The 24,946-nt window shown below is 58.2% G+C and carries 25 protein-coding genes; 3 read left to right on the top strand and 22 right to left on the bottom strand.

Annotation, left to right across the window (positions count from 1 at the left end; genetic code table 11):
* Positions 1-2: 2 nt before the first annotated feature.
* Entirely contained in the window at positions 3-1,013 is a 1,011-nt protein-coding gene (mltG, locus tag ABS758_RS10275) for an endolytic transglycosylase MltG (protein WP_350382329.1), read from the bottom strand.
* A 199-nt stretch (positions 1,014-1,212) separates the two neighbouring features.
* Between mltG and ygfZ the strand changes: the two genes are divergently transcribed.
* Positions 1,213-2,160: a CAF17-like 4Fe-4S cluster assembly/insertion protein YgfZ gene (gene ygfZ, locus ABS758_RS10270; protein WP_350382330.1), complete on the top strand. Its 948-nt coding sequence runs from the start codon at positions 1,213-1,215 to the stop codon at positions 2,158-2,160.
* A 39-nt stretch (positions 2,161-2,199) separates the two neighbouring features.
* Here ygfZ and mmsB read toward each other — a convergent pair whose 3' ends face one another.
* From mmsB to ABS758_RS10245, 5 genes are all read right to left on the bottom strand, one after another.
* Positions 2,200-3,099: a 3-hydroxyisobutyrate dehydrogenase gene (mmsB, locus tag ABS758_RS10265; protein ID WP_350382565.1), complete on the bottom strand. Its 900-nt coding sequence runs from the start codon at positions 3,097-3,099 to the stop codon at positions 2,200-2,202.
* 80 nt (positions 3,100-3,179) lie between these two features.
* Positions 3,180-4,349 carry an enoyl-CoA hydratase/isomerase family protein gene (locus ABS758_RS10260; protein ID WP_350382331.1) on the bottom strand — a complete coding sequence of 390 codons (1,170 nt, stop codon included), beginning with the start codon at positions 4,347-4,349 and terminating at the stop codon, positions 3,180-3,182.
* Entirely contained in the window at positions 4,346-5,500 is a 1,155-nt protein-coding gene (locus ABS758_RS10255; RefSeq protein ID WP_350382333.1) for an acyl-CoA dehydrogenase family protein, read from the bottom strand. The genes ABS758_RS10260 and ABS758_RS10255 overlap by 4 nt, the downstream gene beginning before the upstream one ends.
* Positions 5,501-5,667: 167 nt before the next feature.
* Positions 5,668-5,970, bottom strand: coding sequence for an RnfH family protein (locus tag ABS758_RS10250; protein ID WP_350382335.1), 303 nt, complete (start codon positions 5,968-5,970; stop codon positions 5,668-5,670).
* Entirely contained in the window at positions 5,971-6,405 is a 435-nt protein-coding gene (locus ABS758_RS10245) for a type II toxin-antitoxin system RatA family toxin (RefSeq protein WP_350382337.1), read from the bottom strand.
* 73 nt (positions 6,406-6,478) lie between these two features.
* Between ABS758_RS10245 and smpB the strand changes: the two genes are divergently transcribed.
* The gene (gene smpB / locus ABS758_RS10240; protein WP_350382338.1) at positions 6,479-6,940 is read left to right on the top strand and encodes an SsrA-binding protein SmpB; all 462 of its coding nucleotides are present in this window, start codon (positions 6,479-6,481) and stop codon (positions 6,938-6,940) included.
* A gap of 63 nt (positions 6,941-7,003) precedes the next feature.
* On the opposite strand, the gene ABS758_RS10235 is transcribed toward smpB, so the two are convergent.
* Positions 7,004-7,705 (bottom strand): methylated-DNA--[protein]-cysteine S-methyltransferase, encoded by a 702-nt coding sequence (locus ABS758_RS10235; protein ID WP_350382340.1) that lies wholly within the window; start codon positions 7,703-7,705, stop codon positions 7,004-7,006.
* Positions 7,706-7,723: 18 nt separating this feature from the next.
* Positions 7,724-10,102, bottom strand: coding sequence for a phosphoenolpyruvate synthase (ppsA, locus tag ABS758_RS10230; RefSeq protein ID WP_350382342.1), 2,379 nt, complete (start codon positions 10,100-10,102; stop codon positions 7,724-7,726).
* 222 nt (positions 10,103-10,324) lie between these two features.
* On the opposite strand from ppsA, the gene ppsR reads away from it, so the two are divergent.
* The gene (ppsR, locus tag ABS758_RS10225) at positions 10,325-11,158 is read left to right on the top strand and encodes a posphoenolpyruvate synthetase regulatory kinase/phosphorylase PpsR (RefSeq protein WP_350382343.1); all 834 of its coding nucleotides are present in this window, start codon (positions 10,325-10,327) and stop codon (positions 11,156-11,158) included.
* A 47-nt stretch (positions 11,159-11,205) separates the two neighbouring features.
* Here ppsR and ABS758_RS10220 read toward each other — a convergent pair whose 3' ends face one another.
* The 14 genes from ABS758_RS10220 to pyrH form a co-directional block, all read right to left on the bottom strand.
* Positions 11,206-12,003, bottom strand: a complete 798-nt coding sequence (locus tag ABS758_RS10220; RefSeq protein ID WP_350382345.1) for a TrmH family RNA methyltransferase — start codon at positions 12,001-12,003, stop codon at positions 11,206-11,208.
* A complete protein-coding gene (gene rnhB / locus ABS758_RS10215; RefSeq protein ID WP_350382346.1) occupies positions 12,000-12,611 on the bottom strand; it encodes a ribonuclease HII in 612 nt (203 codons plus the stop codon). The genes ABS758_RS10220 and rnhB overlap by 4 nt, the downstream gene beginning before the upstream one ends.
* Positions 12,604-13,821 carry a lipid-A-disaccharide synthase gene (gene lpxB, locus ABS758_RS10210; RefSeq protein ID WP_350382348.1) on the bottom strand — a complete coding sequence of 406 codons (1,218 nt, stop codon included), beginning with the start codon at positions 13,819-13,821 and terminating at the stop codon, positions 12,604-12,606. The genes rnhB and lpxB overlap by 8 nt, the downstream gene beginning before the upstream one ends.
* A 64-nt stretch (positions 13,822-13,885) precedes the next feature.
* Positions 13,886-14,671 (bottom strand): acyl-ACP--UDP-N-acetylglucosamine O-acyltransferase, encoded by a 786-nt coding sequence (lpxA, locus tag ABS758_RS10205; RefSeq protein WP_350382349.1) that lies wholly within the window; start codon positions 14,669-14,671, stop codon positions 13,886-13,888.
* A gap of 11 nt (positions 14,672-14,682) precedes the next feature.
* Positions 14,683-15,135, bottom strand: a complete 453-nt coding sequence (gene fabZ, locus ABS758_RS10200; protein ID WP_350382351.1) for a 3-hydroxyacyl-ACP dehydratase FabZ — start codon at positions 15,133-15,135, stop codon at positions 14,683-14,685.
* Entirely contained in the window at positions 15,135-16,277 is a 1,143-nt protein-coding gene (lpxD, locus tag ABS758_RS10195) for a UDP-3-O-(3-hydroxymyristoyl)glucosamine N-acyltransferase (protein ID WP_350382353.1), read from the bottom strand. The genes fabZ and lpxD overlap by 1 nt, the downstream gene beginning before the upstream one ends.
* 6 nt (positions 16,278-16,283) lie before the next feature.
* Positions 16,284-16,835 carry an OmpH/Skp family outer membrane protein gene (locus ABS758_RS10190; protein WP_417277107.1) on the bottom strand — a complete coding sequence of 184 codons (552 nt, stop codon included), beginning with the start codon at positions 16,833-16,835 and terminating at the stop codon, positions 16,284-16,286.
* A 67-nt stretch (positions 16,836-16,902) separates the two neighbouring features.
* Positions 16,903-19,293, bottom strand: a complete 2,391-nt coding sequence (bamA, locus tag ABS758_RS10185) for an outer membrane protein assembly factor BamA (protein ID WP_350382354.1) — start codon at positions 19,291-19,293, stop codon at positions 16,903-16,905.
* 69 nt (positions 19,294-19,362) lie between these two features.
* A complete protein-coding gene (gene rseP, locus ABS758_RS10180) occupies positions 19,363-20,697 on the bottom strand; it encodes an RIP metalloprotease RseP (protein WP_350382568.1) in 1,335 nt (444 codons plus the stop codon).
* A 21-nt stretch (positions 20,698-20,718) separates the two neighbouring features.
* The gene (locus ABS758_RS10175) at positions 20,719-21,927 is read right to left on the bottom strand and encodes a 1-deoxy-D-xylulose-5-phosphate reductoisomerase (protein ID WP_350382355.1); all 1,209 of its coding nucleotides are present in this window, start codon (positions 21,925-21,927) and stop codon (positions 20,719-20,721) included.
* 4 nt (positions 21,928-21,931) lie between these two features.
* The gene (locus ABS758_RS10170; RefSeq protein ID WP_350382356.1) at positions 21,932-22,771 is read right to left on the bottom strand and encodes a phosphatidate cytidylyltransferase; all 840 of its coding nucleotides are present in this window, start codon (positions 22,769-22,771) and stop codon (positions 21,932-21,934) included.
* 8 nt (positions 22,772-22,779) lie between these two features.
* Positions 22,780-23,541 carry a polyprenyl diphosphate synthase gene (uppS, locus tag ABS758_RS10165; RefSeq protein WP_350382357.1) on the bottom strand — a complete coding sequence of 254 codons (762 nt, stop codon included), beginning with the start codon at positions 23,539-23,541 and terminating at the stop codon, positions 22,780-22,782.
* A gap of 26 nt (positions 23,542-23,567) precedes the next feature.
* Entirely contained in the window at positions 23,568-24,128 is a 561-nt protein-coding gene (gene frr, locus ABS758_RS10160) for a ribosome recycling factor (protein ID WP_350382358.1), read from the bottom strand.
* 8 nt (positions 24,129-24,136) lie between these two features.
* Positions 24,137-24,853 (bottom strand): UMP kinase, encoded by a 717-nt coding sequence (gene pyrH, locus ABS758_RS10155; RefSeq protein ID WP_350382360.1) that lies wholly within the window; start codon positions 24,851-24,853, stop codon positions 24,137-24,139.
* Positions 24,854-24,946 lie beyond the last annotated feature (93 nt).

The following is a 24,946-nucleotide window of genomic DNA, read 5'->3' as shown; positions in this document are numbered from 1 at the left end:
TGTCACTGCCGTTTGAGAATGTATTTGCCCACCGCACGATTGTGCGCCGACAAGTTTTTGGAGAATTCGCTTGTCCCGTCGCCGCGAGACACAAAATATAGATAATCGTGCTGCTCTGGATGCAAAGTGGCCAGCAGCGCCGCCTTACCCGGATTTGCAATAGGCGTCGGGGGCAAGCCTGCCCGAGTATACGTGTTCCAGGGCGTGTCCTGCTCAAGGTCTTTCTTGCGCAAGCGCCCCTGGTAGTCCTTGCCCATGCCGTAGATGACGGTTGGGTCGGTTTGCAAAGGCATCCCCAGCCGCAGCCGGTTGATGAACACGCCGGCAATTTTCGCACGGTCGGCTCCGTGCCCAGTTTCTTTCTCGACAATAGAAGCGAGAATCAGCGCCTGGTAGGGGTTTTCAAGCGGCAGCCCGTGATCCCGTTCAGCCCATAGGCGATCCAGCAGCTGTGCCTCTGCCTTGGCCGCACGGCGCAGGATATCAAGATCAGAGGTGCCAGGCGTAAATACGTACGTATCCGGGTAAAACAGGCCCTCGAGAGAGTTTTGATCAATTTGCAACTGCTGGGCGATTGCCAGATCATCCAAGCCCAGGGTGTCATGTTTCACCTCTGGATCGGTATCCAGTGCTGTACGCATCTGCGTAAAGGTCCAGCCCTCCGGAAACGTCAGCCGCACCTGAGTCATATCGCCGTTGGCCATCCGCTCCAGCAAGCGCCAGGGGGTATCACCCGCCTGCGCCTCGTAGGCGCCGGCCTTGAGCAACTTGTCACGGCCACTCAGCCGGGCCAACAAGACAAAGGCATCCGTATTGAGCTCAATACCCGCCGCCTGCATGGCCTTGGCAATCTGGCGTGGCGTGCTGCCAGACTCGATCACATAATCAATGACAGGCGTTTGCATGGGCACCGGCCGTTTCCAGCCCCACCAGGCCGCCCCACCGATACCGGCACCGGCGATAGCCAGGCAAATAATGAGCGCCCAGATGAAGAATCGCAGCGTTTTTTTCATGGACGCCAGTTTACCCGAGGCGCACCACAACTCCATACACACCTGGGCACAGCCTGAATGAAAACCCCTGTCTCCCGGACAGAAACTGGTGTGGCCGCCTGTTCGGAAGAGGTCACCCTCACCAGGGTCTTTGTTTGGTGAATCCCTCCCCGACCGCTATCATGTGAATCTTCACGCATCCGGCTTTTGGGCGTTCAGCATGACAGCATCAATTATCCAGGGGAAGTGGCGGCTGCCCGACCACGCCATCATTCAGGCACAGGGCGCCGACGCTTTCCATTTCCTGCACAGCCAACTCAGCAACGCGGTCGAAGGCCTGGGCAGGGATCAGGCCAGGCCTGCAGCCTATTGCACTGCACAGGGGCGCCTGCTCGCCAACGGCATGTTTTGGCAGCACTCAGACACAACCATCCAATGGGTGGTTTCCCAGGATCTGGCAGAAGGATTGGTTCGCCGGCTTGGTATGTTTGTTTTGCGTGCCAAGGTGACGCTTACCCTTGAACCACGCTGGCATGTATGGGGAGCTACCGGCCCACAATGGGTGCCGGCTGCCTTGCATCAGCAGCCAGTGTGGTCGCGGCTGGACACCGAAGGTGACACCTGGATTGTCGCACCACACTCGCAGCCGCACGCGCCTGCAGCCTGGTGTATCCGGGCAACCGCCGATCCCACGCATGCCGCAAAAGCAATCCCCAACGATGTCGACGACCTGGCAAGCAAGGGCGCTGCCATATGGCAGGCGGCACGCCTGGATAGCGGCTGGCCCTGGATCCGCTCAAGCAGCCAGGATATGTTCTTGCCTAGTGCGCTGAACATGGACACCAACGGCAGCATCGATTTCAAAAAAGGCTGCTACCCCGGACAGGAAGTTGTGGCACGCAGCCATTACCGTGGCGCTACCAAACGCCGGATGGCCTTGGGCGGCGCTGTGTGGCCTGATACCCAAGAAGCCCCCGCGGCAGGTAGCGATCTGTTTGCGGCCGGCCAGGCCCCCGGCCGCCCGGTGGGGCGCATCATCGAAGCCATCGCCACCCCGGGGCGCCTGCATGTTGCCGCCGAAATCACGCTCACAGACTGGCCACAAACCACATACGCCATCGGCAACCCCGATGGCGTATGTCTGGATTTGACGCTGCCCAAGCCCTGAGTGCAAGGCAGGCGCCTGCCTGGGGCTAGGCTTGCAAGCTCAGCTTTTTTTAGCCTGGTGATACATCGTCTGGATGCTGGAGAAATCCAGACGTCCATTGCCTTGAGCGCTGTGCAAGGCATACAGGTTCCGGGCGAGTTCACCCAAAGGCGTCGTGGCCCGGGCCTGCATGGAAGCCTCGGCAGCCAGCCCAAGGTCTTTAAGCATCAGATCCACACCAAATCCACCCGCATACTGGTGCGAGGCGGGTGCTTGCTCCATCACGCCCGGCCACGGGTTATAGAGCTCGGTGGCCCAGTTGCGCCCTGAACTCTTGGAGATAATCTCGGATAGCGTGTTGGGATCAAGCCCATTGGCGACGCCAAGAGCCAGTGTTTCGGCAGTGCCTGCCATCAGGATTCCCAGGAGCATGTTGTTGCAAATTTTGGCGACCTGCCCTGCTCCGGCCTCGCCTGCGTGGAAGATGTTTTTTCCCATGGCCTGCAAATAAGGCATTGCGGCCTCGAGATCGGCCGCAGCACCACCCACAATGAAGGTAAGCGTACCTGCCACTGCACCGCCGGTACCGCCCGACACCGGTGCGTCAATCATGGGGATACCCAGTTGGGCAGCAGCCCGCGATACTTTGCGTGCGGATTCTGGCGCAATTGTGCTGCACTCAAGCACCAAGGTGCCTTTGGCAATGGTTCTCAGCAGGCCCGCGTCGCCCAGATACAAGCCTTCGACATGGCGGCTGGCCGGCAACATCGTAATCACCACATCTACGCCGGCTACCGCTTGGGCCGCCGACTCTACCGCAGTCGCTCCGGCCTTGACCGCCGCCTGCAGCGCCTCGGGAACCAGATCAAATACTTTCAAGCTATGGCCAGCCTTGATAAGGTTTTGCGCCATCGGGCCACCCATATGCCCCAAACCGATAAAACCGATTGTCTTGCCCATCATGTGTCTCCTTTTATTGGATTGGTATCAGATGATCTGCACTGGTTACCGCAAACGGATGCGCCGCCCTTGCAGAAAAATTAGCCTCGTAGATCTGCCAGGGGATGAACCTGCCCGCCGCCAGGCCACGGCTGCGCAAAAAAACGGCGCACCCACTCGGGAGAGGCTTGCTCGAGGGTGGCAGGCCGCCAGCGGGGCGACTTGTCTTTGTCAATCAGCAAGGCCCGTATCCCTTCACGGAAATCAGGTTCTGCACAGCAATGCAGCGACGCAATGTATTCCATTCGGAATACATCTGCCAACGACTGATGGCGCGCGCGCCGCAACAGCGTGTGGCTTAGCCGTGCAGACCCAGGCGAGCCCGCCAGAAAAGTGTTGGCAGCCCGCACCAGCCATGGATCGGTGTGAACCCGAAACCGTGCCAGCCGCTCGCCGATCTGGTTGAGATCCGAGCGATTGCATACCTCACGTATCACGGTGGCGTGCTGCTGCAGGGGCCCGGGTTCGGGTGCCTGCAGTTGAAGGCGATCAAATACAGCATCCACCTGAGACATGTGATCGGACACTTTGCTTGCCCATTCTGTTGCGGCCAGGGCCTCGAGCAAGGCCTCAAGGCCATCGGCAGGACAGTAATGATCGGCCAAACCAAAATGCAGGCAATCAGCTGCCCCCAGCTGAGCACCGGTAAGGGCCAGAAACTCGCCAATGCCACGCGGCATGCGGCTTAACATCCAGGTGCCTGCAACATCCGGGTATAGGCCAATGGTGATCTCGGGCATGGCAAAACGGGTATTGCCGGTGACAACCCGATGGCTGGCCCCCAGCATCAACCCGACACCGCCTCCCATGACGATGCCCCCACCCCAGCAGATAATCGGCTTGCCATAGCGGTGAATACGGTAATCGAGGCGATATTCTGTTTCGAAAAAGCTGCGGGCGTCGATATTGGCCCAGACTTCACCCGCAGGAGTATCCAGCATGCTGCGATAAAGGCTGTGGAGATCGCCCCCCGCGCAAAAGGCTTTTTCGCCTGCGCCACGCAATATCACGGCAGCGATCGCATCATTGTCCTGCCAGGCTTCCAGGCGCTCATCGAGCAAGCGGCACATACTGAGAGACAGACCATTCAGCGTTTGCGGGCTGTTCAAGGTAGCCACACCAACGCGCCGGCCGCCGCCCGAAGGTATTTCTTCAAACAGAACCGGCTCGGGTGGGATCTCGGATACGCTGCTGGAAACAGAATCAGTCATCGAAGATCAGCCTCCTGGGCAAGAATGTGGCGCGCCACAATGACGCGCATGATTTCGTTGGTTCCCTCAAGAATCTGGTGCACGCGGGTGTCCCGCACCAGGCGCTCGAGCGGATAATCCTTGAGATAGCCATAGCCGCCGTGGATCTGCTGTGCGTCCAGGCAGGACTGAAAGCAGAGGTCGGTGGCAAAGCGCTTGGCCATGGCGCAATAAGCACTTGCCTGGGGATCAGACTCATCCAGCCGGCTGGCAGCCAGGCGCACCATCTGACGCGACGCCACAATATTGGCCAGGAGATCGGCCAACTTGAACTGCAAGCCCTGAAAATCTGCCAGGGGCCGGCCAAACTGGTGGCGCTCAGACATGTAACGCCGCGCCGCCTCGTAGGCGCCTTGTGCGGCCCCTACCGAGCAGGTAGCAATATTGATGCGTCCGCCATCCAGGCCTTTCATGGCAAACCGAAAACCGTCGCCTTCGTCGCCCAATCGGTTGATGACCGGCACACGGACATTTTCGAAGGTAATGGGGCGTGTGGATTGGCTGTTCCAGCCCATCTTTTTTTCTTTGCGGCCATAGGTAATGCCATCACTATCTGCCGGCACCACCAAAGCGGAGATCCCGCGAGCGCCCGGGCCGCCCGTGCGCACCATCACCACCAGGACATCGGTATCACCAGCGCCCGAAATAAACGCCTTGGCACCATTCACAATGTAGTGATCACCTTCGCGTCGGGCACTGGTGGACAGTGATGCGGCATCCGATCCGGAGGCGGGCTCGGTGAGGCAATAGGATGCAAGTTTTTCGCCACTGGCCAGCAAGGGGCCCCAATGATCACGCACCTCTGCCTGCGCCCAACTGCCGATCATCCAGGTGGCCATATTATGGATGGTAATGAATGCAGTGGTGGATGGGTCGACGGCCGCCATTTCTTCGAACACCAATGTGGCATCCAAACGGGGTAGCCCAAGCCCTCCGATGGACTCAGGCGCATACATGGCGCAGAAACCCAGCTGACCGGCCTTGGCAAAGGCTTCTCGCGGAAAAATGTGTTCTTCGTCCCATCGGGCAGCGTGGGGGGCGAGCTCGCCCTGGGCAAATTCACGCGCAGCCTGCACAAAAGCCTGTTGTTCTTCGCTGAGGCGAAAATCCATTTGCTTGTCTCCGGATAGGTGTCGTCACGAGGGTAAGACGCGGATTGCGCTTTTCCGACATGGCTGGCCTGATCAAGCCCTGCCACTGTGTCGCAGGGCTACTTTAGCACCTGACGCGTCCGCTGTCGGAACAAACCCACCTTAAAACACACCTGAAGACACAGCTGTCAGGGGGGCGACAATTTGCCCTTGCGCGTGTCACGCCGGTGCTCAGCGCGGCGCCGACGGGAGGCCAGTGGATCGAACACCAGCGGGCGGTACAGCTCGACGCGATCCTGATCATTCAACACACGACTCAGCGCGCATCTTTCGCCATACACGCCGACGTCTGGCAAATGGTCAGTGAATTCGGGAAACACCCGAGAAAATCCACTGGCAGCAATGGCCTGCCCCACCGTACTGCCTTCGGGGAGATCCAGCGTTTGGCGCCACAAGGATGTGGGCGCCGCAAAGGCAATACTGATGCGCATTTAAGCCCCGTACACCGCGTGAGCCCGCTGAGTGAATGAATCGATAAAACTGCTGGCAATACGATTGAACACCGGCCCGATCACAGCCGACAGGGCCCGGCTGGAGAACGCATAATCCATGGTGTAGAGCACCTTGCACCCATCTTCGCCCAAGGGCAAAAACTGCCAATGTCCGGTAAGATTTGAAAATGGCCCGTCCACCAGGTGGAACACGATTTTGTCCGGGTACTCGTGATCGTTACGGGTAGTAAAGCTTTGACGAATACCCGCAAAGTGGATATGCACGGTTGCTTGCATGCCTTGGTCGTTTTGCCACTGGACATCCGCACCACCACACCAGGGCATGAATTCCGGATAACGTGCAACATCTGCTACCAGATCAAACATCTGGGCATTGGAGAACGGAACAAGAACAGAACGCTGAATCGAAGGCATTGAGGAGTCGTTGGGGCAGATTGTTACGCTAGAATGGAAGGATTTTATCAGTGTGTACCCGGGCCTTAAAAATATGAGCATTGTAGACAACCGCAAAGCCACCCACGACTACTTCATCGAAGAGCGCTTTGAGGCCGGACTGGTGCTGGAGGGTTGGGAAGTCAAGGCAATCCGTGCCGGCCACGTGCAGCTAAAAGAAAGCTATGTGATCGTGCGCGACGGTGCCCTCTGGATCATCGGGATGCATATCAGCCCCTTGCCCACCGCCTCGACACACATCCACCCCAATGCCACGCGCACCCGGAAACTGCTGCTTCACAGCCATGAAATCAGCAAGTTGATCGGCAAGGTTGAACAGCGCGGCTACGCCTTGATACCACTGAACCTGCATTACAAGGGGGGGCGGATCAAGCTGGACTTTGGGCTTGGGCGTGGCAAAAAACTGCACGACAAACGTGATACCCAACGCGATAAAGACTGGGCGCGCGAAAAAGAACGCCTGATGAAGCACGACACCCGCCAACCCCGCACCTGAGGCAAACGGCAGGAGGCAATAGCATGGCATCCATGCAGCACGGCAGCCTCTATTGCCAAGCGACTAGACGCCGATCTGCAGGCCTTCGAGCCTGAGCAGCTTCATCTTGCGATCCAGCCCGCCACCATAGCCGTTAAGCGTGCCATCACGGGCCAAAATACGGTGGCACGGAATAATGATGCTGATGGGATTGCTGCCTACTGCTGCGCCGGCAGCACGCCCGTGGCCGGCCGTCATCCCGGCTTTTTCTGCAAGTTGTCCGTAAGACAGGGTGGCACCAAACGGTACCTCTAGCAGAGCCAGCCAGATTTTCTTCTGAAATGGCGTGCCTTGAGGATCAAGCGACAACTTGAACCGTTGTCGCCGGCCTTGCCAGTATTCTTGCAGCTGAGTGCCTGCGGCTTCGCAGACAGCCTGAACATTTGCCGGTACCTGAGGTTGCAGCCACTGAACCGCTGGAACCGGTGCCTCATCTTGTGCAAGCGCTGGAATGGGTTGCTGGACGTCGTGGCAGCCCAGCAAACCCGGCAAGACTGCATTTTCCAAGGATTGCGGGGAGCCCACCCGCAAACTGCGGCTTGGGTGACCCTCGCACACGCCAGCTGAAGGCTGAGTAACGATCGCAGTGGCTGCCGGGACGCCCGGCACTTGCGGGCAATCGCGCTGATCAGTGAAATGCAGACCACAAAGCCCTGACCTGCTGGCAGACAGCAGGATCGGGCCCAGTGGAGAGGCCACAAGCGCATGAAAGGCTGTGTGTGCCATTGATTACACCTCTTTGTGTCAGGCAGCTACCCGCGTATCAGCCAGCTTCTGCCAAGTGTCGACCACCGTATCGGGGTTCAGTGACATCGACAAAATGCCTTCGTCACGCAGCCACTGCGCGAGATCGGGGTGGTCGCTGGGGCCTTGGCCGCAAATACCTACATACTTACCAGCTTTCAGGCAGGCCTGAATGGCACGGCGCAGCATGAACTGCACGGCAGGGTCACGTTCGTCGAAGTCGGCGGCCAAAAGCTCCATCCCGGAATCACGATCCAGGCCCAGTGTCAGTTGCGTCATGTCATTGGAGCCAATCGAGAAGCCATCAAAAAACTGCAGGAACTCATCAGCCAGGATGGCATTGGACGGCACTTCGCACATCATGATCAGGCGCAAGCCGTTTTCGCCCCGCTTCAGGCCATGGCTGGCCAGGAGATCGACAACACGCCCGGCTTGAGCCAGCGTGCGGACAAACGGCACCATGATTTCGACATTGGTGAGGCCCATCTCGTCGCGCACCTTTTTAAGCGCTTCGCATTCCATGCGGAAGCACTCGGCGAAGTCTTCGGAGATATAGCGTGATGCGCCACGAAATCCGAGCATCGGGTTTTCTTCTTCGGGCTCGTAGCGCGAGCCGCCTACCAGCTTCCGGTACTCGTTGGATTTGAAATCGGACAGACGAACGATGACAGGCTTGGGATAGAACGCCGCACCGATGGTGGCAATGCCTTCGGCCAGCTTCTCGACAAAGAAGGCACGCGGGCTGGCATAACCACGGGCAGCTGACTCAACGGCCTTTTTGAGGTCGCTATCCACATTGGGATAATCGAGAATCGCCTTGGGGTGTACGTTGATATTGTTGTTGATGATGAACTCGAGACGAGCCAGCCCCACCCCGCTATTGGGGATCTGGGAGAAATCAAATGCCAGCTGGGGATTGCCGACGTTCATCATGACTTTCAGGCCAATATCGGGCATTTCGCCCCAGCGAACTTCCTCGATCTCGGTTTCGATCAGGCCATCGTAAATATGGCCTTCGTCGCCTTCGGCGCAGGACACCGTGACCTCGCGGCCATTGGCCAACACATCGGTGGCATCTGCACAGCCCACCACGGCAGGAATGCCGAGTTCGCGTGCAATGATGGCTGCATGGCACGTGCGGCCCCCCCGGTTGGTGACAATCGCCGAAGCCAGCTTCATGACGGGTTCCCAGTTGGGGTCGGTCATGTCGGTAACGAGGATATCGCCTGCGCGAACCTTGTCCATTTCGGAGGCATCCGCCACCACACGAACGGTACCGGAACCGATCTTTTGCCCGATGGCACGCCCCCGGACCAGAACATCACCAGTGGCTTTCAGACGATAGCGCTCCTGGACGTCGTGATGACCTTGCTGTGACTTCACGGTTTCCGGGCGAGCCTGCAGGATATACAACTTACCGTCTACACCATCACGGCCCCACTCGATATCCATGGGCCGTTGATAGTGGTCTTCGATGATCGTTGCGTAGCGCGCGAGTTCGATGATTTCTTCGTCGTTGAGCGAATAGCGGTTGCGCTCGGAGGCGGGAACCTCGATGGTGCGCACCGCGTGCCCGGAGGTCCGTTGCTCGTCGAACTCCATCTTGATCAGTTTTGAGCCAATGCGCCGACCGATGATCGGATAGTGACCGGCAGCCAATGTGGGCTTGAACACGTAGAACTCATCGGGATTGACGGCCCCTTGAACCACGGTTTCACCCAAGCCATACGACGAGGTGATGAACACCACATCTTTAAATCCAGATTCGGTATCAAGGGTGAACATCACTCCGGCACTGCCCTTATCGGACCGCACCATGCGCTGGATACCGGCTGACAGGGCGACGTCGGCATGTGCATAGCCTTTATGTACGCGGTACGAGATGGCGCGGTCGTTGTAAAGCGAAGCGAACACGTGACGGATTTTCTCGAGTACGTCGGCGATGCCAACCACATTGAGATAGGTTTCTTGCTGACCGGCAAACGAAGCATCGGGCAAGTCTTCGGCAGTGGCAGAGGAACGCACGGCAAACGAGCCTTTGCCATCCGCATCCAACTGGGCAAACGCTTCCTGGATGGCCTGCTCGAAGGCAGCTGGAAACGGCGTGTCGATAATCCACTGGCGAATCTCTGCGCCAGCAGTAGCGAGCTCGCGCACATCGTCGGCATTCAGCGTATCCAGCCGCGCCTTGATGCGGGCATCCAGGCCTGTTGCCTGCAGAAAATCACGGAAGGCATCCGCAGTGGTTGCAAAACCACCCGGCACGCGCACACCGGCGCTGGCCAGCTGGCTGATCATTTCACCCAGCGAAGCGTTTTTGCCCCCGACAGAGTCAACATCCGACATGCGGAGCTGCTCGAACGATACAACATACGACATGATGTCACCTTTGAGATAGAGAAAGCGTGTTTGCCCGGCACACGTGATCTGCAGCAAAATGGCTGCACACAACGCGATGTTGCGCCTGGTTCACTGCATAGGCAGCAGCCCAAGCGCAGCAGGCGAGCGACATGTGTCTGGCAAACCAGCCTTGCCTCACCAACGGGTGACTGGTAACCTTCGCGGATTGTACCGTTTCTGACGCCTGCTGGCTCAAAATCCATGACGAACCCCGCTCCCGAACGTCCTGTCTTCATCGTTTCAGACAGCACCGGCATCACTGCCGAAACCTTCAGCCACGCAGTGCTGTCGCAATTTGAAGAAATCGCGTTCCAGGCGGTTCGGCTGCCGTTTATTGATTCAGTCGAAAAAGCCGATGCTGCGGCACGCCGCATCTCCCAGTGCGCCACCCAGGACGGCCAGCCTCCTTTGGTATTCAGCACATTGGTAGATCCGGATATCGCCGATCGTATCCGGCAAGTGCCCTGCATTTTTCTAGATCTGTTTGGTGCCTTTGTCGAGCATCTCGAAGGTGTACTGGGCGTCAAATCCAACCGCTCAGTGGGCCGTTCGCATACCAACGGTTTATCCAAGCAGTACAACAGCCGCATCGAAGCCATCAATTTCAGCCTGGCACACGACGACGGGCAATACGTTCAGGGGCTCGAGCAAGCTGACGTCATCTTGGTGGGTGTCTCGCGCTGCGGAAAAACCCCCACCAGCCTGTACCTGGCCATGCAGTACGCAGTCAAGGCAGCCAATTACCCCTTGATCCCGGAAGACTTCGACCGCGGTGCCCTACCCGCTACATTGCTGCCCTTTCGGCGCAAGTTGTTTGGATTATCCATCCAGCCAGAGCGCCTGTCAGAGGTGCGCAACGAGCGTCGCCCCCACAGCACCTATGCGTCGCTCAAGCAATGCCGCCAGGAAATCGCCGACGCCGAGCGCCTGATGCGCATCGAAAACATCCCCTGGTTATCCACCACCACCCGCTCTATCGAAGAAATCTCCACCAAGATACTCGACGAAGTGGGCCTGGACCGCACCACATATTAAGCAGGCCACTCATCAGCAGGCCACCAGACAACAGGGCTGACGCCTTGCTACTGGCTTTGCTGCCTGCGTTGCTCAAACAGGCACACTGCGGCAGCGGCGGCAACGTTAAGTGATTCAATCCCGTCAGCCTGAGGAATATGTATCCGCAAGGCTGCCTGCGTCAGCAAATCGGGTGCAACACCCCTGCCCTCATTGCCAAACAGCCACGCACACGGCTGGCGCAGATCCTGTTGATACAAAGAGCCAGCCGCTTCGAGCGTGGTGGCTGCCAGCGGGATATCCATCCGCGTCAACAAAGCGGAAAGATCCACATGCTCGTGCACCCGGATGGCAAAGTGAGCACCCTGGCCGCTGCGCAATACCTTGGGTGACCACGCGCTGGCGCAACCGGATGACAAAAAGGCATCTGCCAGCCCGGCGGCGGCCGCCGTCCGCAGCAGGGTACCGAGATTACCCGGATCCTGCACCCTGTCCAGGCACAGACAACCTTGTGTGATGCGCGCCGGCAGGCTGACCAATGGGGTCTCTACCAAAAAAAATATGGCGGGCCCGTGTTGTACCTGTGAGAGCAGCTGCGCCAGATGGTCTTCGAGGACAATTCTGCGGGTACTCTCGCACTGCTGCCATAAAGGCTTGATCCATCCTGGCGCGCGCGCCTGAATGTCCTCGCTGACAATCAGCGCCTCGGGTACACCAAATTGTGTCAGCCAGGCCCGGCACAGATGCTCGCCTTCAAGCAATATGCGGGATTCACGCTGGCCCGGGCGCCCTTGCGCAAGCCGAAGCCAGAAGCGAAAATCCGGATTATCCCTGGACGCAAGATGGCGGACAGAAATGGGGTTCATGTGGCCACCGGCATCAGGCTGCGGCGCACTGGCGCAAAGCTGCGCCGATGCTCCGGACACGGGCCGTATCGCACCAGCTGCGCCAAATGAAACGCGGTGCCATAGCCCTTGTGCCGATCAAAACCGTATTCCGGAAACTGTTGGTGCAGTTCCAGACAATAGGCGTCCCGTGCGGTTTTAGCCAAGATGGAGGCTGCTGAAATCTCGGCAACCAGTGCATCCCCCCGAACAATCGCCTGGGCCTGGCATGGCAAGCCAGCCGGCAAGCGGTTGCCATCCACCAAAATGCGCTGTGGCATCACAGTCAGCAGCTTGCAGGCCTTTCGCATGGCCTGCAAGGTGGCCTGCAAGATATTGATCTGATCAATCTCCTGGGCGCTGGCACTGCTGATTGCCCAGGCTACTGCCTGTGCCTTGATCTGCACTGCCAGCTGCTCTCTTTGTCTGGCGGATAATTTCTTGGAATCCGCCAGGCCCGCCACGGGCTGGGCCGGATCCAGAATGACGGCAGCAGCAAACACCGGGCCGGCCAAGGGGCCACGGCCGGCTTCATCCACCCCCGCTGTCAGGGGTGCGGCACACACCAGCAAATCCAGCTGTTCAGCCACGGCCACACACCTCTAAAATGGTCTGCGCAGCCAGAAGTGGCGTGTCGCGGCTCAATGAATGGTGCAACGCTGTAAAGCGCTGTGCAACCTGTTGCCCACGTGCGGCGTCCGTCAGTGCGGCCCAGGTGTGCTCGGCCAGCGCTTCAGGCGTAGCAGCTTCTTGTAAAAGCTCAGGTACGACAAATTCGCGTTCGAGGATGTTGGGTAAACCAACCCACGGCAGGCTGGGGGCCGTCTGCCCGGACTTCCAGGCCATGATTCGGCGCATCCAGGGACTGATCACATAGGAGATCACCAAGGGCCGCTTGAACAAGGCCGCTTCAAGTGTGGCTGTTCCGCTGGCGACCAGAACGGCGTCAGCCGCTTCCATCGCATGCCAAGCAATGGGCCAATCGAGGGAGTTCAGCCCGTCTGCGCGATTGGCCACCAGTGTCGGCGGTGTGTCGAGAACACGGCAATGATTCAGTGGGAACTGCTGAAAAATACGCTGAAATTGCGCCTTGCGCTGCGCATTGACGACGGGCACGACAACCTGCAAATTGGGGTCTTGCTTTTGCAGCAAGGCTGCAGCCTGCAAAAACCGCGGGGCGAGCCATTTGATTTCAGATTCACGGCTGCCCGGCATCAGGGCCAGCACACGGGCCTGGGGAGCAATACCCAATGCCTGGCGGGCCGCCGTGCGATCGGGCCGCAATGGGATCAGTTGCGCCAGGGGATGGCCTACATACGTTACCGGCACCCCTTGCTCTCGGTAAAGATCCACCTCAAAGGGAAACAGGACCAGCATGTGGGACACTGCCCGGCGGATCTGATGAATGCGCTCAAAGCGCCAGGCCCAGATCGAGGGACCAACAAAATGTACGGTGGGAATGCCTGCCTGACGCAACTGCTCTTCGAGGCGTAGATTGAAGTCGGGTGCATCCACGCCCACAAACACATCTGGCCTCTGTGCCAGAACCTGGCGGCGTGTGTCCCGCCATGTGCGAATCAACCGAGGGGCCTGCCGGATTGCATCAACATACCCAAACACGGATAAGGCATCCATGGGATGCCAGGCCTGGAGCCCTGCCTTGAGCATGGCGGGCCCGCCAATACCTGCCACCAGCATGTGCGGCTGCCTGGCCCGCAAGCCCTGCATCATCCGTGCGGCCAGGAGGTCACCCGAGGGCTCTCCGGCTACCACAGCAAGCTGCATGGCCGAGGTAGTCATGGCTGCACCCCGCAGGCGTCTGTTGCCCTGCAGGCTTTGCACAGGACACTGCCGGCCGAACGTGTCATGGACGCGCGATGCCCCGGCCTGCGTCGCGAAGGAAATCAATCAAAATCTGCACAGCAGGCGCCTCGTGCGGATGATCCTGTTGTAACACCAATAGAGCATCAACCGCCTGAGGAAGCTTGAGCTGGCGCCGGTACAAAATTTTGTAGGCTTCTTTGAGCACCAAAACATCATCAGCGGTAAATCCGCGCCGCCCAAGGCCTTCGGCGTTGATTCCGACAGGACGGAAGGAGTCGCCAGCACCGATCATGTACGGTGGCACATCCTGACGCACCGAGCTGGTGCCGCCAACCATGGCGTGCGCCCCGATTCGCACAAACTGGTGTACGGCCGAAAGGCCGCCGATGATCGCCCAGTCTCCGATGTGGATATGGCCACCCAGTTGCACGCTGTTGGCGATAATGATGTGATTGGCCAACTGGCAGTCGTGCGCAACATGCACATACGCCATGATCCAGTTGTCGTCACCCAAACGGGTAGTGCCAATATCCTGCACCGTGCCGGTATTGACGGTGACGAACTCGCGAAACGTATTGCCCGCACCGATCTCAAGGCCAGTGGGCTCGTCCGCATATTTTTTATCCTGCGGGATGCCGCCAATCGAGCAATAACGGTAAAAGTGGTTGTCCGGGCCAATGGTGGTGTGGCCATCGATGACACAATGCGGCCCGATCCGGGTACGCGCGCCCACTTTAACGTGTTCTCCCACAATGCTGTAGGGCCCCACCTGGACGGACTCATCCAGTTGGGCCCCGGGCGCAATAATAGCCGTGGGATGAATCATTGCCTCAGGCACTATTCTTCCAGGATGCGCACAGCGCACATGATTTTGGCCTCGGCTGCAATTTGATCACCCACCTTGGCAACCGCCGTATATTTACAGATAGAGCGGCTAAGCTTGTCTGCCGAGACTTCCATGCGCAGTTGATCACCAGGAACAACCGGCCGGCGAAAGCGCGCACCATCAACGCCCACCAGATAGTAGGCAACCTTGGTGCTGACCAGATTTGGAGCCCCGGCGTCGGCAAACGAAAACAGTGCGGCTGCCTGCGCCAGTGCCTCGATGATGAGCACACCCGGCATGACGGGGTGATGTGCAAAGTGTCCCTGGAAAAACGGCTCGTTGTAAGTGACATTCTTGATGGCCACGATGCTTTTGCCCGGGTCCATCTCGAGGACGCGGTCTACAAGCAACATAGGCTGCCGGTGAGGCAGCCTTTCCATGATGTCTTTAATATCGAGTTCCATTATTGTGTGTCCTGCTTGTTGTTCATCGGTGGCTCGCTCAGGCGTGCCGCCTGCTTTTCTGCTACCCGGATACGCTTGCGCAATTGTGCCAGTTGCCCAATCACGGCAGCATTGTGTTGCCATGTATGGTGTTCGGCAACCGGGAAAACGCCTGTATAGCGCCCGGGTGTCAGGATATCTGAGGTAACTGCAGTACCTCCGGAAATATGCACATCATCGGCCAGCGTCAGGTGCCCGCCAAACATGGCCGCCCCTCCTATGACGCAGCGCTGGCCCATGGTAGTGGAACCAGCCACCCCTACGCACGCGGCCATCGCCGTGTGATCACCGATACGGCAATTATGGCCGATCATGATCTGATTATCGAGTTTCACGCCATTGCCCAGAACCGTGTCTTCGACGGCACCGCGATCGACCGTGGTGTTGGCACCGATTTCAACATCGTCTCCGATGCTGACGCCACCCAGCTGGGCAATCTTGGCCCAGGCGCCGGGCGTGCGAGGATCCGGGGCAAATCCAAAACCGTCCGCACCCAGGACAGCACCCGAATGCAGGATCGCCCGTGCTCCCACCTTGACCCCATGATAGAGGGTGACGTGGGCATGAAAATAACAATCCGGCCCAATCTGACAATCAGGGCCAATGGTGCAACCGGCTCCGATGCGGGTACCCGTCTGAATCCGGGTGCCGGATTCGATGACCGCCAATGGCCCTACATGAACGCCGTCCTCGAGAATGGCGTCAGGGGACACCACCGCCGAAGGGTGGATGCCCTGGGGCAGACCGGCAATGCGGTGCTGATCAAACCACTGAGCAAGCAAGGCATACATCAGGTAGGGCTGGGTGCACAGCACAGGCACCCAGGCCGGGGCCTGCGGATGTTGTTGCTGGTAGGTTTCCCAATCCTCGGCCCGCAAAATCACTGCTGCCGCCTGGCTGTCAGCCAACTGTCCCTGCAAACGCGGATTGGACAGAAAACTGATCTCAGCCGGCCCGGACGTGTTTAGAGAGCCGATACCACCAATGAGGCGGGACGCATCTGGAGACGAACCCGCAAGGGTACAGCCCAGACCAACCGAATCAGCATCCTGCAGCAGCTTGGACAAGGCCGGGGCCCGCTGCGGCGCAAGCAACACCGGCATAGGGGATTAACCGCCCAGAACCTTGATGACCTGATCGGTGATGTCCACCTTGGGACTGACCGTGACGGCATCCTGGATGATTAGGTCGTAGTTTTGATCTTCCGCGATTTTTTTGATGGCTGCATCGGCTTTTTCGACGATGGCGGAAAATTCTTCGTTGCGGCGACGGTTGAAGTCTTCCTGGAACTCACGACGCTTGCGTTGAAGGTCGGAATCCAGATCCTGCAAGTGCCGTTGGCGTTTGACACGATCAGACTCTGACAGCACAGGTGCGTCTTTGTCGAGTTTCTGAGCCTGGGCACGAAGATCATCCGCAAGTTTCTGGAGAGCCTGATCGCGCTTTTTGAACTCGGCTTCGATTTTGGCTTGAGCTGCCTTGGCCGGCTTGGAATCACGCAAAATGCGCTCGGTGCTGACAAAACCGATTTTAGTGCTCTGCGCATACGCAGGAGACACGAACACAGCCCCCAGTGCAATTACGGCTGCCGCCGCAAAGGCCAGTTGCCTGGAGACGGCGCGTCGCGCCGAAATTGAAACGTTCAAGCCTGAAAGAATCATGATCAAAGAACCACCTGCCAAAAAGGCTGCGATAAAAAAAGACAATTGTGCCATTAAATGGCCAGAATCAGAAACCCGTACCGATCTGGAATTGGAAGACTTGTTTTTGGTCGCCTTCTTTGGCGTTGAGGGCCCGGCCAAACGATAACTGCAGCGGTCCTAGGGGCGACTCCCAGGACAAACCCAAACCAGCCGAGTATTTCCAGCCGCAGGGGTCTGCCACTTGCCCATAACGGCCCTGGGCGCAATCCGAGCCATCGGTTGTAGTGATCTGGCCAACATCAGAGAACACGAACCAGCGCAGCGTGCGATCGCGAGAGGCACCGGGGAAAGGCAGATACAACTGCACATTACCGACGATACGACGCGAGCCGCCCAGATAGGTATCCGTGAGGGCGTCGCGTGGCCCCAGAGAGGCACCCTCGTAGCCACGCACAGACCCTATCCCGCCGGCATACATGTTTTTGATGACCGGGAAGGCTTTACCGCTGCCATACGTTTTTGCCCAATCCACCTGGCCGTTAAGCGCCAGGGTAAACGCACGCCCGAGAGGCAAGTAGTATTGCTGCTGCCCCGACAACTTGTAATAGCGCAGATCCATGGTGGAGAAATCGGTGGACAGGCGGGTGTAGCTGCCCTTATGGGGAGCCAGTGCGCTGTCCCGGGTATCCTTGGCCCATCCCAGGCTGAAGATGCCGGCATTGGTGGTTTCACCGTACTCGCTGACAAAATTTTGGTAAGCCAGCGGCGCCGGATTGGTAACTCCGCAACCATCCAGAGTGCTTGGCCCGACGCAACCGCGGACATCCCTGAGCGAGTTGCGCTCGAAGGTAAAGCCGGCAAAGACGCGATCGACTTCGGAGATGGGCACCCCAAAGTTAAGCCCCAAGCCCATGGACTCGACAGAATACCAACCCAGAGACCCACTATCCGAGACATCGTATGGTGTCGTACGGCGATAGTACAAGGACGTTGTCTTGCTGATGCCGTCTTGTGTCCAGTATGGATTGGTATGAGAAATCACCGCGGCGCGGTTGGTCTTACTGGTGTTGACATTGAGTGACAGAGAATTGCCACTGCCAAACACGTTGTCCTGGCTGATGCCGGCCGACAACAACAGTTTGTCAGTAGAGCCGTACCCCACCCCCAGATTGATCATCCCGGTGGGTTTTTCTTTGACATTGACATTGACATCGACTTGATCAGGCGAGCCTGGTACCGGGTCGGTTTTAACATCGACCTCGCTGAAGTACCCCAGGCGATCCACCCGGTCTTTGGAAGTCTTGATGCTGGAGGAGTCGTACCAGGCGGCCTCTTGTTGGCGCATTTCGCGGCGCACAACTTCGTCTCTGGTACGGGTATTGCCACCGACGTTGATGCGGCGCACGTACACCCGGCGGCCCGGATCCACGTAAAAGGTAAGCTTGGCAACGTGCGTGTCACGATCCAGCACGGGGCTTGGGTTTACGTTGGCAAAGGCATAGCCCAAAGAACCCAGATAATCGGTGATGGATTTGGCCACCGTGTTGGTTTTTTCGGCTGAAAAGGTTTCACCCTGTTTGACCGTGACCAGTGGCTGAAGCTTGTCCTCGAGGCCCAGCAGATCACCGGCGAGGTCGACCTCGCCCAAGGTGTAGGGCTCGCCCTCGTGAAGCGTCATCGTGATGAAGATGTTCTTGCGATCTGGTGAAATTGTTACCTGTGGGGGCTCCATCGAGAACTCGAGGTAGCCACGATCCAGATAATAAGAGCGGATGCGCTCGACATCACCCTCAAGCTTCTCGCGGGAGTACTTGTTGGTACCGGTATACCAGGTCATGAAGCCACCCGTGGTGAGCTCCATTTCGTCTTCGAGGGTGCCGGCCGAAAACGTATCGTTACCAATGAATTCGATTTTTTCGATGGTGGCCACGCCGCCTTCGAAGATGTCGAAGCTGACCCCAACACGATTACGCGGCAGCGGCGTAATCACGGGGTTGATCTGCACCCCATATTTGCCCTTGGACAAATACTGCTGTTTGAGCTCGAATACGGCACGATCCAGCATGGCCTGATCAAACACCCGCCCTTGGCCAAAACCCACCTGGGACAAGGATTTGTTCAGCGCCTTGGCGTCGAACTCGCGCATGCCATTGAAACTGACGGATGCAATCGTGGGCCGCTCTTTGACAGACACAACCAGCACATCACCGCGAGAATCGATTTTGACATCGCTGAAAAACCCCGTGCCATACAATTTTTGAATGGCAGTGGCGGCTTCTTCTTCGGTGAAGGTCTGACCAACTTTAACGGGCAGATAGGTGAAAATAGTGCCCGGATCGACGCGCTCGATGCCCTGCACCTGAATGTCGCGCACAACAAACGGCGTAAACGCATCCGCCACCGCAGGTGCCAGCAACAAGGCAAGCACCATGGGAATGGCGCGCTTGATCAAACGAGTGTTCCGGAGAGACGACATCCTGGCAATCCTTTTTCGGCCGTGACGTGGACAGGGGCAAGTGATGCAGGATTGTAAGTCACAACCCGATCAACTGAAAAGCCGCGAAAAATCATTAAATAAGGCAAGAAATGTGAGACCCAGCACGAGACTCAAGCCTACGCGCACACTCACCTCTCGAACGCGGTCGGACACCGGCCGACCACCACGCAATGCCTCGATCAGATAAAACAACAAATGCCCGCCATCCAGCATTGGAATCGGCAGCAGATTGAGAATCCCGATGCTGATGCTGATCAGTGCCAGAAACCGCAAATAAGCATCCACCCCGATCCGTGCACTCTGGCCCGCGTACTCGGCAATCGTGACAGGCCCGCTGATATTACGCCAGGAGGCCGCCCCAACCACCATGCGGCCCATCATCCGGAGCGTAAATATGCTGGTATCCCAGGTTCGCTGCACGCCAGACAAAAGGCTGTCCAGCGGGCCCAGACGCACCAGAACCGTGTCCCTGTGCCCGGTGAGCATGGCACCAATACGCCCAACCGGCTGGCCCTCATCCAGTGCCTGCGCCGGCGTCACGCTGACATCCAGTACGGTGGCACCTCGTTGTACTTGAAGCTTGATGGGAGTTTGTGCGTGAGCCTGCACCAATTGGACGAACGCCTGGGCAGAGGGTTGTACTACGGTGCCGGCAGCCAAAATGATGTCTCCGGGCAAAAGGCCTGCCTGCTGGGCACTGCCCTCCGGCGTCAGCGAACCAATCTGCAACTGGGGCGGCTGCAGCACCAAGCCGACCTGATGCAAGGGATCTTCTGTATCAGGGCGAAAATCATGCGCCTGAACCTCAAGGGACACCTGACGACTCTGGCCGTTATCCCCTTGCACCAAAAGGCTGGCACGCCCACCAGAGGTAAGCGGCTGAAGCAACTGCCAGCGCGCCTGTACCCACGAAGCCACCGGCTGACCATCGACCGCCCGGATGGTATCCCCGGACTGTATTCCGGCCACAGCGGCCGGCGACCCTGCGGGTGGCGCCGACAGACGGGCAATGGGTTCTTGTGTGCCTATCAAGCCCAATACGGCATAAATCACTACCGCCAAGAGCAAATTGGCCAATGGCCCGGCAGCCACAACCGCTACCCGGCGAATCCAGGGTTGTTGATTGAAGGCGGCCTGGCGGGTAGCCGCATCGGCGCCATCAGGCGCATCATCCAGCATCTTGACGTAGCCACCCAGTGGAATCGCAGACAGGGCCCACTCGGTGCCATGGCGATCAAGGCGACGCAACAAAACGGGACCGAAGCCCACCGAAAAACGCAAAATGCGTACGCCGCAACGGCGGGCTACCCAATAATGACCCAGTTCGTGAAAGGTGACCAGCAGGCCCAGGGCAAAAACAAAAGCAAACAACGTCAGCACTATGCGGCGTCCAAAAAACAGATATCAGCAACTTGCCCGACAAAAATCGGTTGCCAGCCGTCTTGTGTGGGCATCCAGATGAAGAACGTCGTCCAGTGAGCCTAACGCTTTTTGCTGGCTGCCGGCAGCAGCATCCAGACAATGCTCGATGATCGCAGGAATCTGCGTATACCGGATCTGTCCACGCAAAAAGCCATCGACGGCGATTTCGTTAGCGGCGTTAAGAGTAATGCAGGCTTCCTGCCCTTGCTTCAAGGCAGCCAGGGACAAGCGCAAACACGGAAAACGGAGCAGATCCGGTTTTTCAAAATCGAGATGCCCCAGGCGTGCCAGCTCGAGCAACCCTACGCCGCTTTCGATACGCTCGGGGAACCCCAGACCGAAGGCAATCGGGGTGCGCATATCGGGTTGCCCCAACTGCGCCAAAATGGATCCGTCGATGTATTCGACCATCGAGTGCACCACGCTTTGCGGGTGTACCACCACCTGGATGCGATCCATCGGCATGGCAAACAACCAATGTGCCTCGATGACCTCAAGGCCTTTATTCAGCATGGTGGCGGAGTCTACCGAGATCTTGCGTCCCATCCGCCAATTGGGATGTGCGCATGCCTGCTCTGGCGTGACGTGCTCGAGTTGTTCGATGGCGGTACAGCGAAAAGGCCCGCCCGATGCTGTCAGAAGCAGGCGGCGCACACCCTCGGCAGGCCGAAAAGGCGCCCTGACGCGATCAGCGGTTTGCGGCAGGCACTGAAAAATCGCGTTGTGCTCGCTGTCGATGGGAAGCAGCTCTGCACCTGCTGTCCGGACAGCCTGCATGAAAAGAGAACCTGCCGCCACCAGTGCCTCTTTGTTGGCCAGCAATACCCGCTTGCCAGCCCGTGCCGCAGCAAGCGCCCCAGGCAAACCCGCTGCGCCGACGATTGCTGCCATCACGGCAGTGACTTCGGTGTCTGCGGCAGTATCTGCCAGTGCTTGCGCCCCGACACGGATTTCAGGACACGTCCGCCCTGCCGGCCAGATGTCGATAAAACGTTGACGCGCATGCGCATCAGGCACGATCACCACCCGGGGCGCATGTTGCAGGGCCTGCGCAGCCAGTTCATCAATCCGGCTGTGGGCGCTTAGGGCGTAGACAGATAAGCGATCCGGGTGTCGGGCGATGACATCCAGCGTATTCACCCCGATGGAGCCTGTTGACCCCAACACACACACACGTTGCACGACAGGCATGAGCTTATCCAATCAACAATAAGAGAATGGCTGCCGGCGCCACAGGCAAGACCGCGTCAATCCGATCGTACACCCCGCCGTGCCCCGGCAACAGTTGGCTGGAATCCTTGACCCCGGCACGCCGTTTGAGCAAAGACTCGAACAGATCACCGAGGATTGACCAGGCAGACAGCAGGACACCCGTCAGCACCAGGCCCGCGGGCCCCCACTGCGCCAACACCAGCGCACCGTAGCTGCCAGGCCACCAAATGGCGGTTGCTACCAGCCAGATCGTTGCCACCAGAATCCCGCCAAAAGCACCTTCGCGCGTTTTGCCCGGACTGACATCAGGCGCCAGCTTATGACGCCCGAACTGGCGACCTACAAAATAGGCCGCGATGTCGGCGCACCAGATCAGCGCCCACAAGCTGATCAGAGCAGAGGCACCATACTGTAAAAAAATCCATGCCAGAGCGAACCACATCGCGAGCAGTGTCAAGGCACCTGCCGCGATCAGGCCTGCAGTGGGACAACGCTTGGGCACCTGTGCGCGAACTACCATCAGAGGCACGGGAATCAGCCAAAAGAACACGGCCAAAGGTAAAACAATCGACTGAAAGGCCCACAACGTTTGCGGATGCGCATCCACCAGCAGGCGTGACAATACCCCCAGGACGCAAACAAACACCACAACAGCGCCGTTGCGCGCCAGTGTATGCGACCACACCAGGCGCCACCACTCCCAAACGGCGCACGCTGACATGATTGCGAGCAGTGCCAGCATCGGCCAAGGCGTTGAGGCACTGACAGCCGCAACGACAATCAGTAAAAGCACAATCGCCGTGAGGATTCTTTGACGTAGCATGGGTACCCTCAGTGTGCTTCGTGCAACTGCTCGCTGGTTCGGCCGAAGCGCCGCTCTCGCTGGCGATACCAGATAAAAGCCTGCTCGATCTCGTTGGCACCGAAATCAGGCCAATAGCAGTTTGTGAAATAGAGTTCAGTGTACGCCAGCTGCCAGATCAGAAAATTGGAAATGCGTTGCTCACCACCCGTACGGATAAAAAGGTCTGGCTCAGGGGCGTACGCCATAGCCAGCCGCTCGCTGATAGCTGCTTCGTCGAGCAGCTCAGGATGTTGTTGAAGTTCTGGATGAGCCTCCAGCAAGGCGCGCGTTGCCTGAAGAATATCCCAACGCCCACCATAATTGGCGGCGATGGTGAGGGTCAAAGCAGATTGATCCGCCGTTTTTGCTTCAGCCTCGCGGATCAGTCCTTGTAATTTTGCATCAAAAGCACTGAGGTCTCCGACAATGCGCAAGCGCACGCCCTGTGCGATCAGCTTGTCGACTTCTTTTTCGAGGGTGCGGACAAACAAGCGCATCAGCAATGTGACTTCTTGTGCCGGACGCCGCCAGTTTTCGGAGCTGAACGCAAATAAGGTGAGGTACTCGACCCCACGCCGGCCGCAGGCTTCGACAGCGCGCCTTACTGCCTGAACACCACGGACATGCCCTGCCGTGCGGGGCAAACAGCGCTGGGTTGCCCAGCGCCCGTTACCGTCCATAATGATGGCGACATGACGGGGCGTCTCTCCGGTGACAGGGATCGAGCAAGTCGAGCTGAGTGGGTTCATGCCGCGAAAACAGAGATGATCGACAATCAGACGGTCATGATCTCGGCTTCCTTTTGGGAGACGAGCTTGTCAATATCAGCCACATAGCGGTCGGTGAGCTTCTGAATGTCATCCTGGCCACGGCGTTCGTCGTCCTCGGAGATTTCTTTGTCTTTGACCAGCCTTTTAAACGTATCGTTGGCATCCCTGCGCAAGTTGCGAATCGCAACCTTGGTGTCCTCGCCTTCGCTGCGAACCACTTTGGTGAGGTCCCGGCGGCGTTCTTCGGTGAGTGCAGGCATTGGTACCCGGATATTGTCGCCCATCGCAATGGGATTGAGGCCAAGATCAGATTCGCGAATCGCCTTATCGACCGTGGCAGCCATGGTTTTCTCCCATACCTGCACGCTCAGCGTACGCGCATCAATGACGGTGACGTTAGCCACCTGACTGATAGGCACCGGAGAGCCATAGTACTCGACCTGAATGTGATCCAGAATACCCGCGTGCGCACGGCCTGTGCGAATCTTGCCCAGGCTGGCTTTCAGGGTTTCGATGGACTTGCCCATGCGTTCTTCAGTAGAACGACGTATATCGGAAAGGCTCATGAGGATTCCTATACCTGCACCAGAGTGCCTTCATCTTCGCCGCATACGACGCGACGCAAGGCACCTGGTTTGTTGATCGAAAATACCTTGATAGGTAATTTTTGGTCGCGACACAAGGCAAATGCGGTGGCATCCATGACTTCGAGTCGGCGCACAATGGCTTCATCGAAACTGATGCGCGAGTACCGGGTGGCGCTGGGGTCTTTATTGGGATCGGCACTATAGATGCCATCCACCTTGGTGGCCTTGAGCACCACTTCGGCGCCGATTTCGGCACCGCGCAAGGCAGCTGCTGTATCTGTGGTAAAGAACGGGTTACCCGTGCCTGCGGCAAAAATCACTACCTTGCCTTCTTCGAGGTAACGCAGTGCCTTGGGCCGAATGTAACGCTCGACCACTTGATCAATATTGAGAGCCGACTGCACCCTGGCATCCACACCATGGTTTTTAAGCGCATCCTGCAAAGCCAGGGCGTTCATGACGGTGGCCAGCATCCCCATGTAGTCGGCGGTTGCGCGATCCATACCCTGGGCACCCGGGGCTACACCACGGAAAATATTTCCGCCGCCGATCACCACCGCCAGTTGCACACCCAAAGACACAATACCGTGGATTTCCTCGGTCATGCGAAGGATGGTTGCGCGGTTGATACCAAAGGGATCACCCCCCATCAGCGCCTCACCCGAGAGTTTCAGAAGGATGCGCTTGTAGGCTGGATTTGACATGCACCAGGTTCCTGGAAGGACGAAACGGAAGAAAGGGTTTTAAGCGGACGTGCAACGGCACCGCGCACAAGGCGCGATGCCATCGTACCTGAA

The organism is Castellaniella sp. FW104-7C03 (genome assembly GCF_040276085.1).
Classification (GTDB): Bacteria; Pseudomonadota; Gammaproteobacteria; order Burkholderiales; family Burkholderiaceae_B; genus Castellaniella.
Note: the sequence above shows the minus strand (reverse complement) of the source record. Positions and strands in the feature narration are given on the sequence as shown.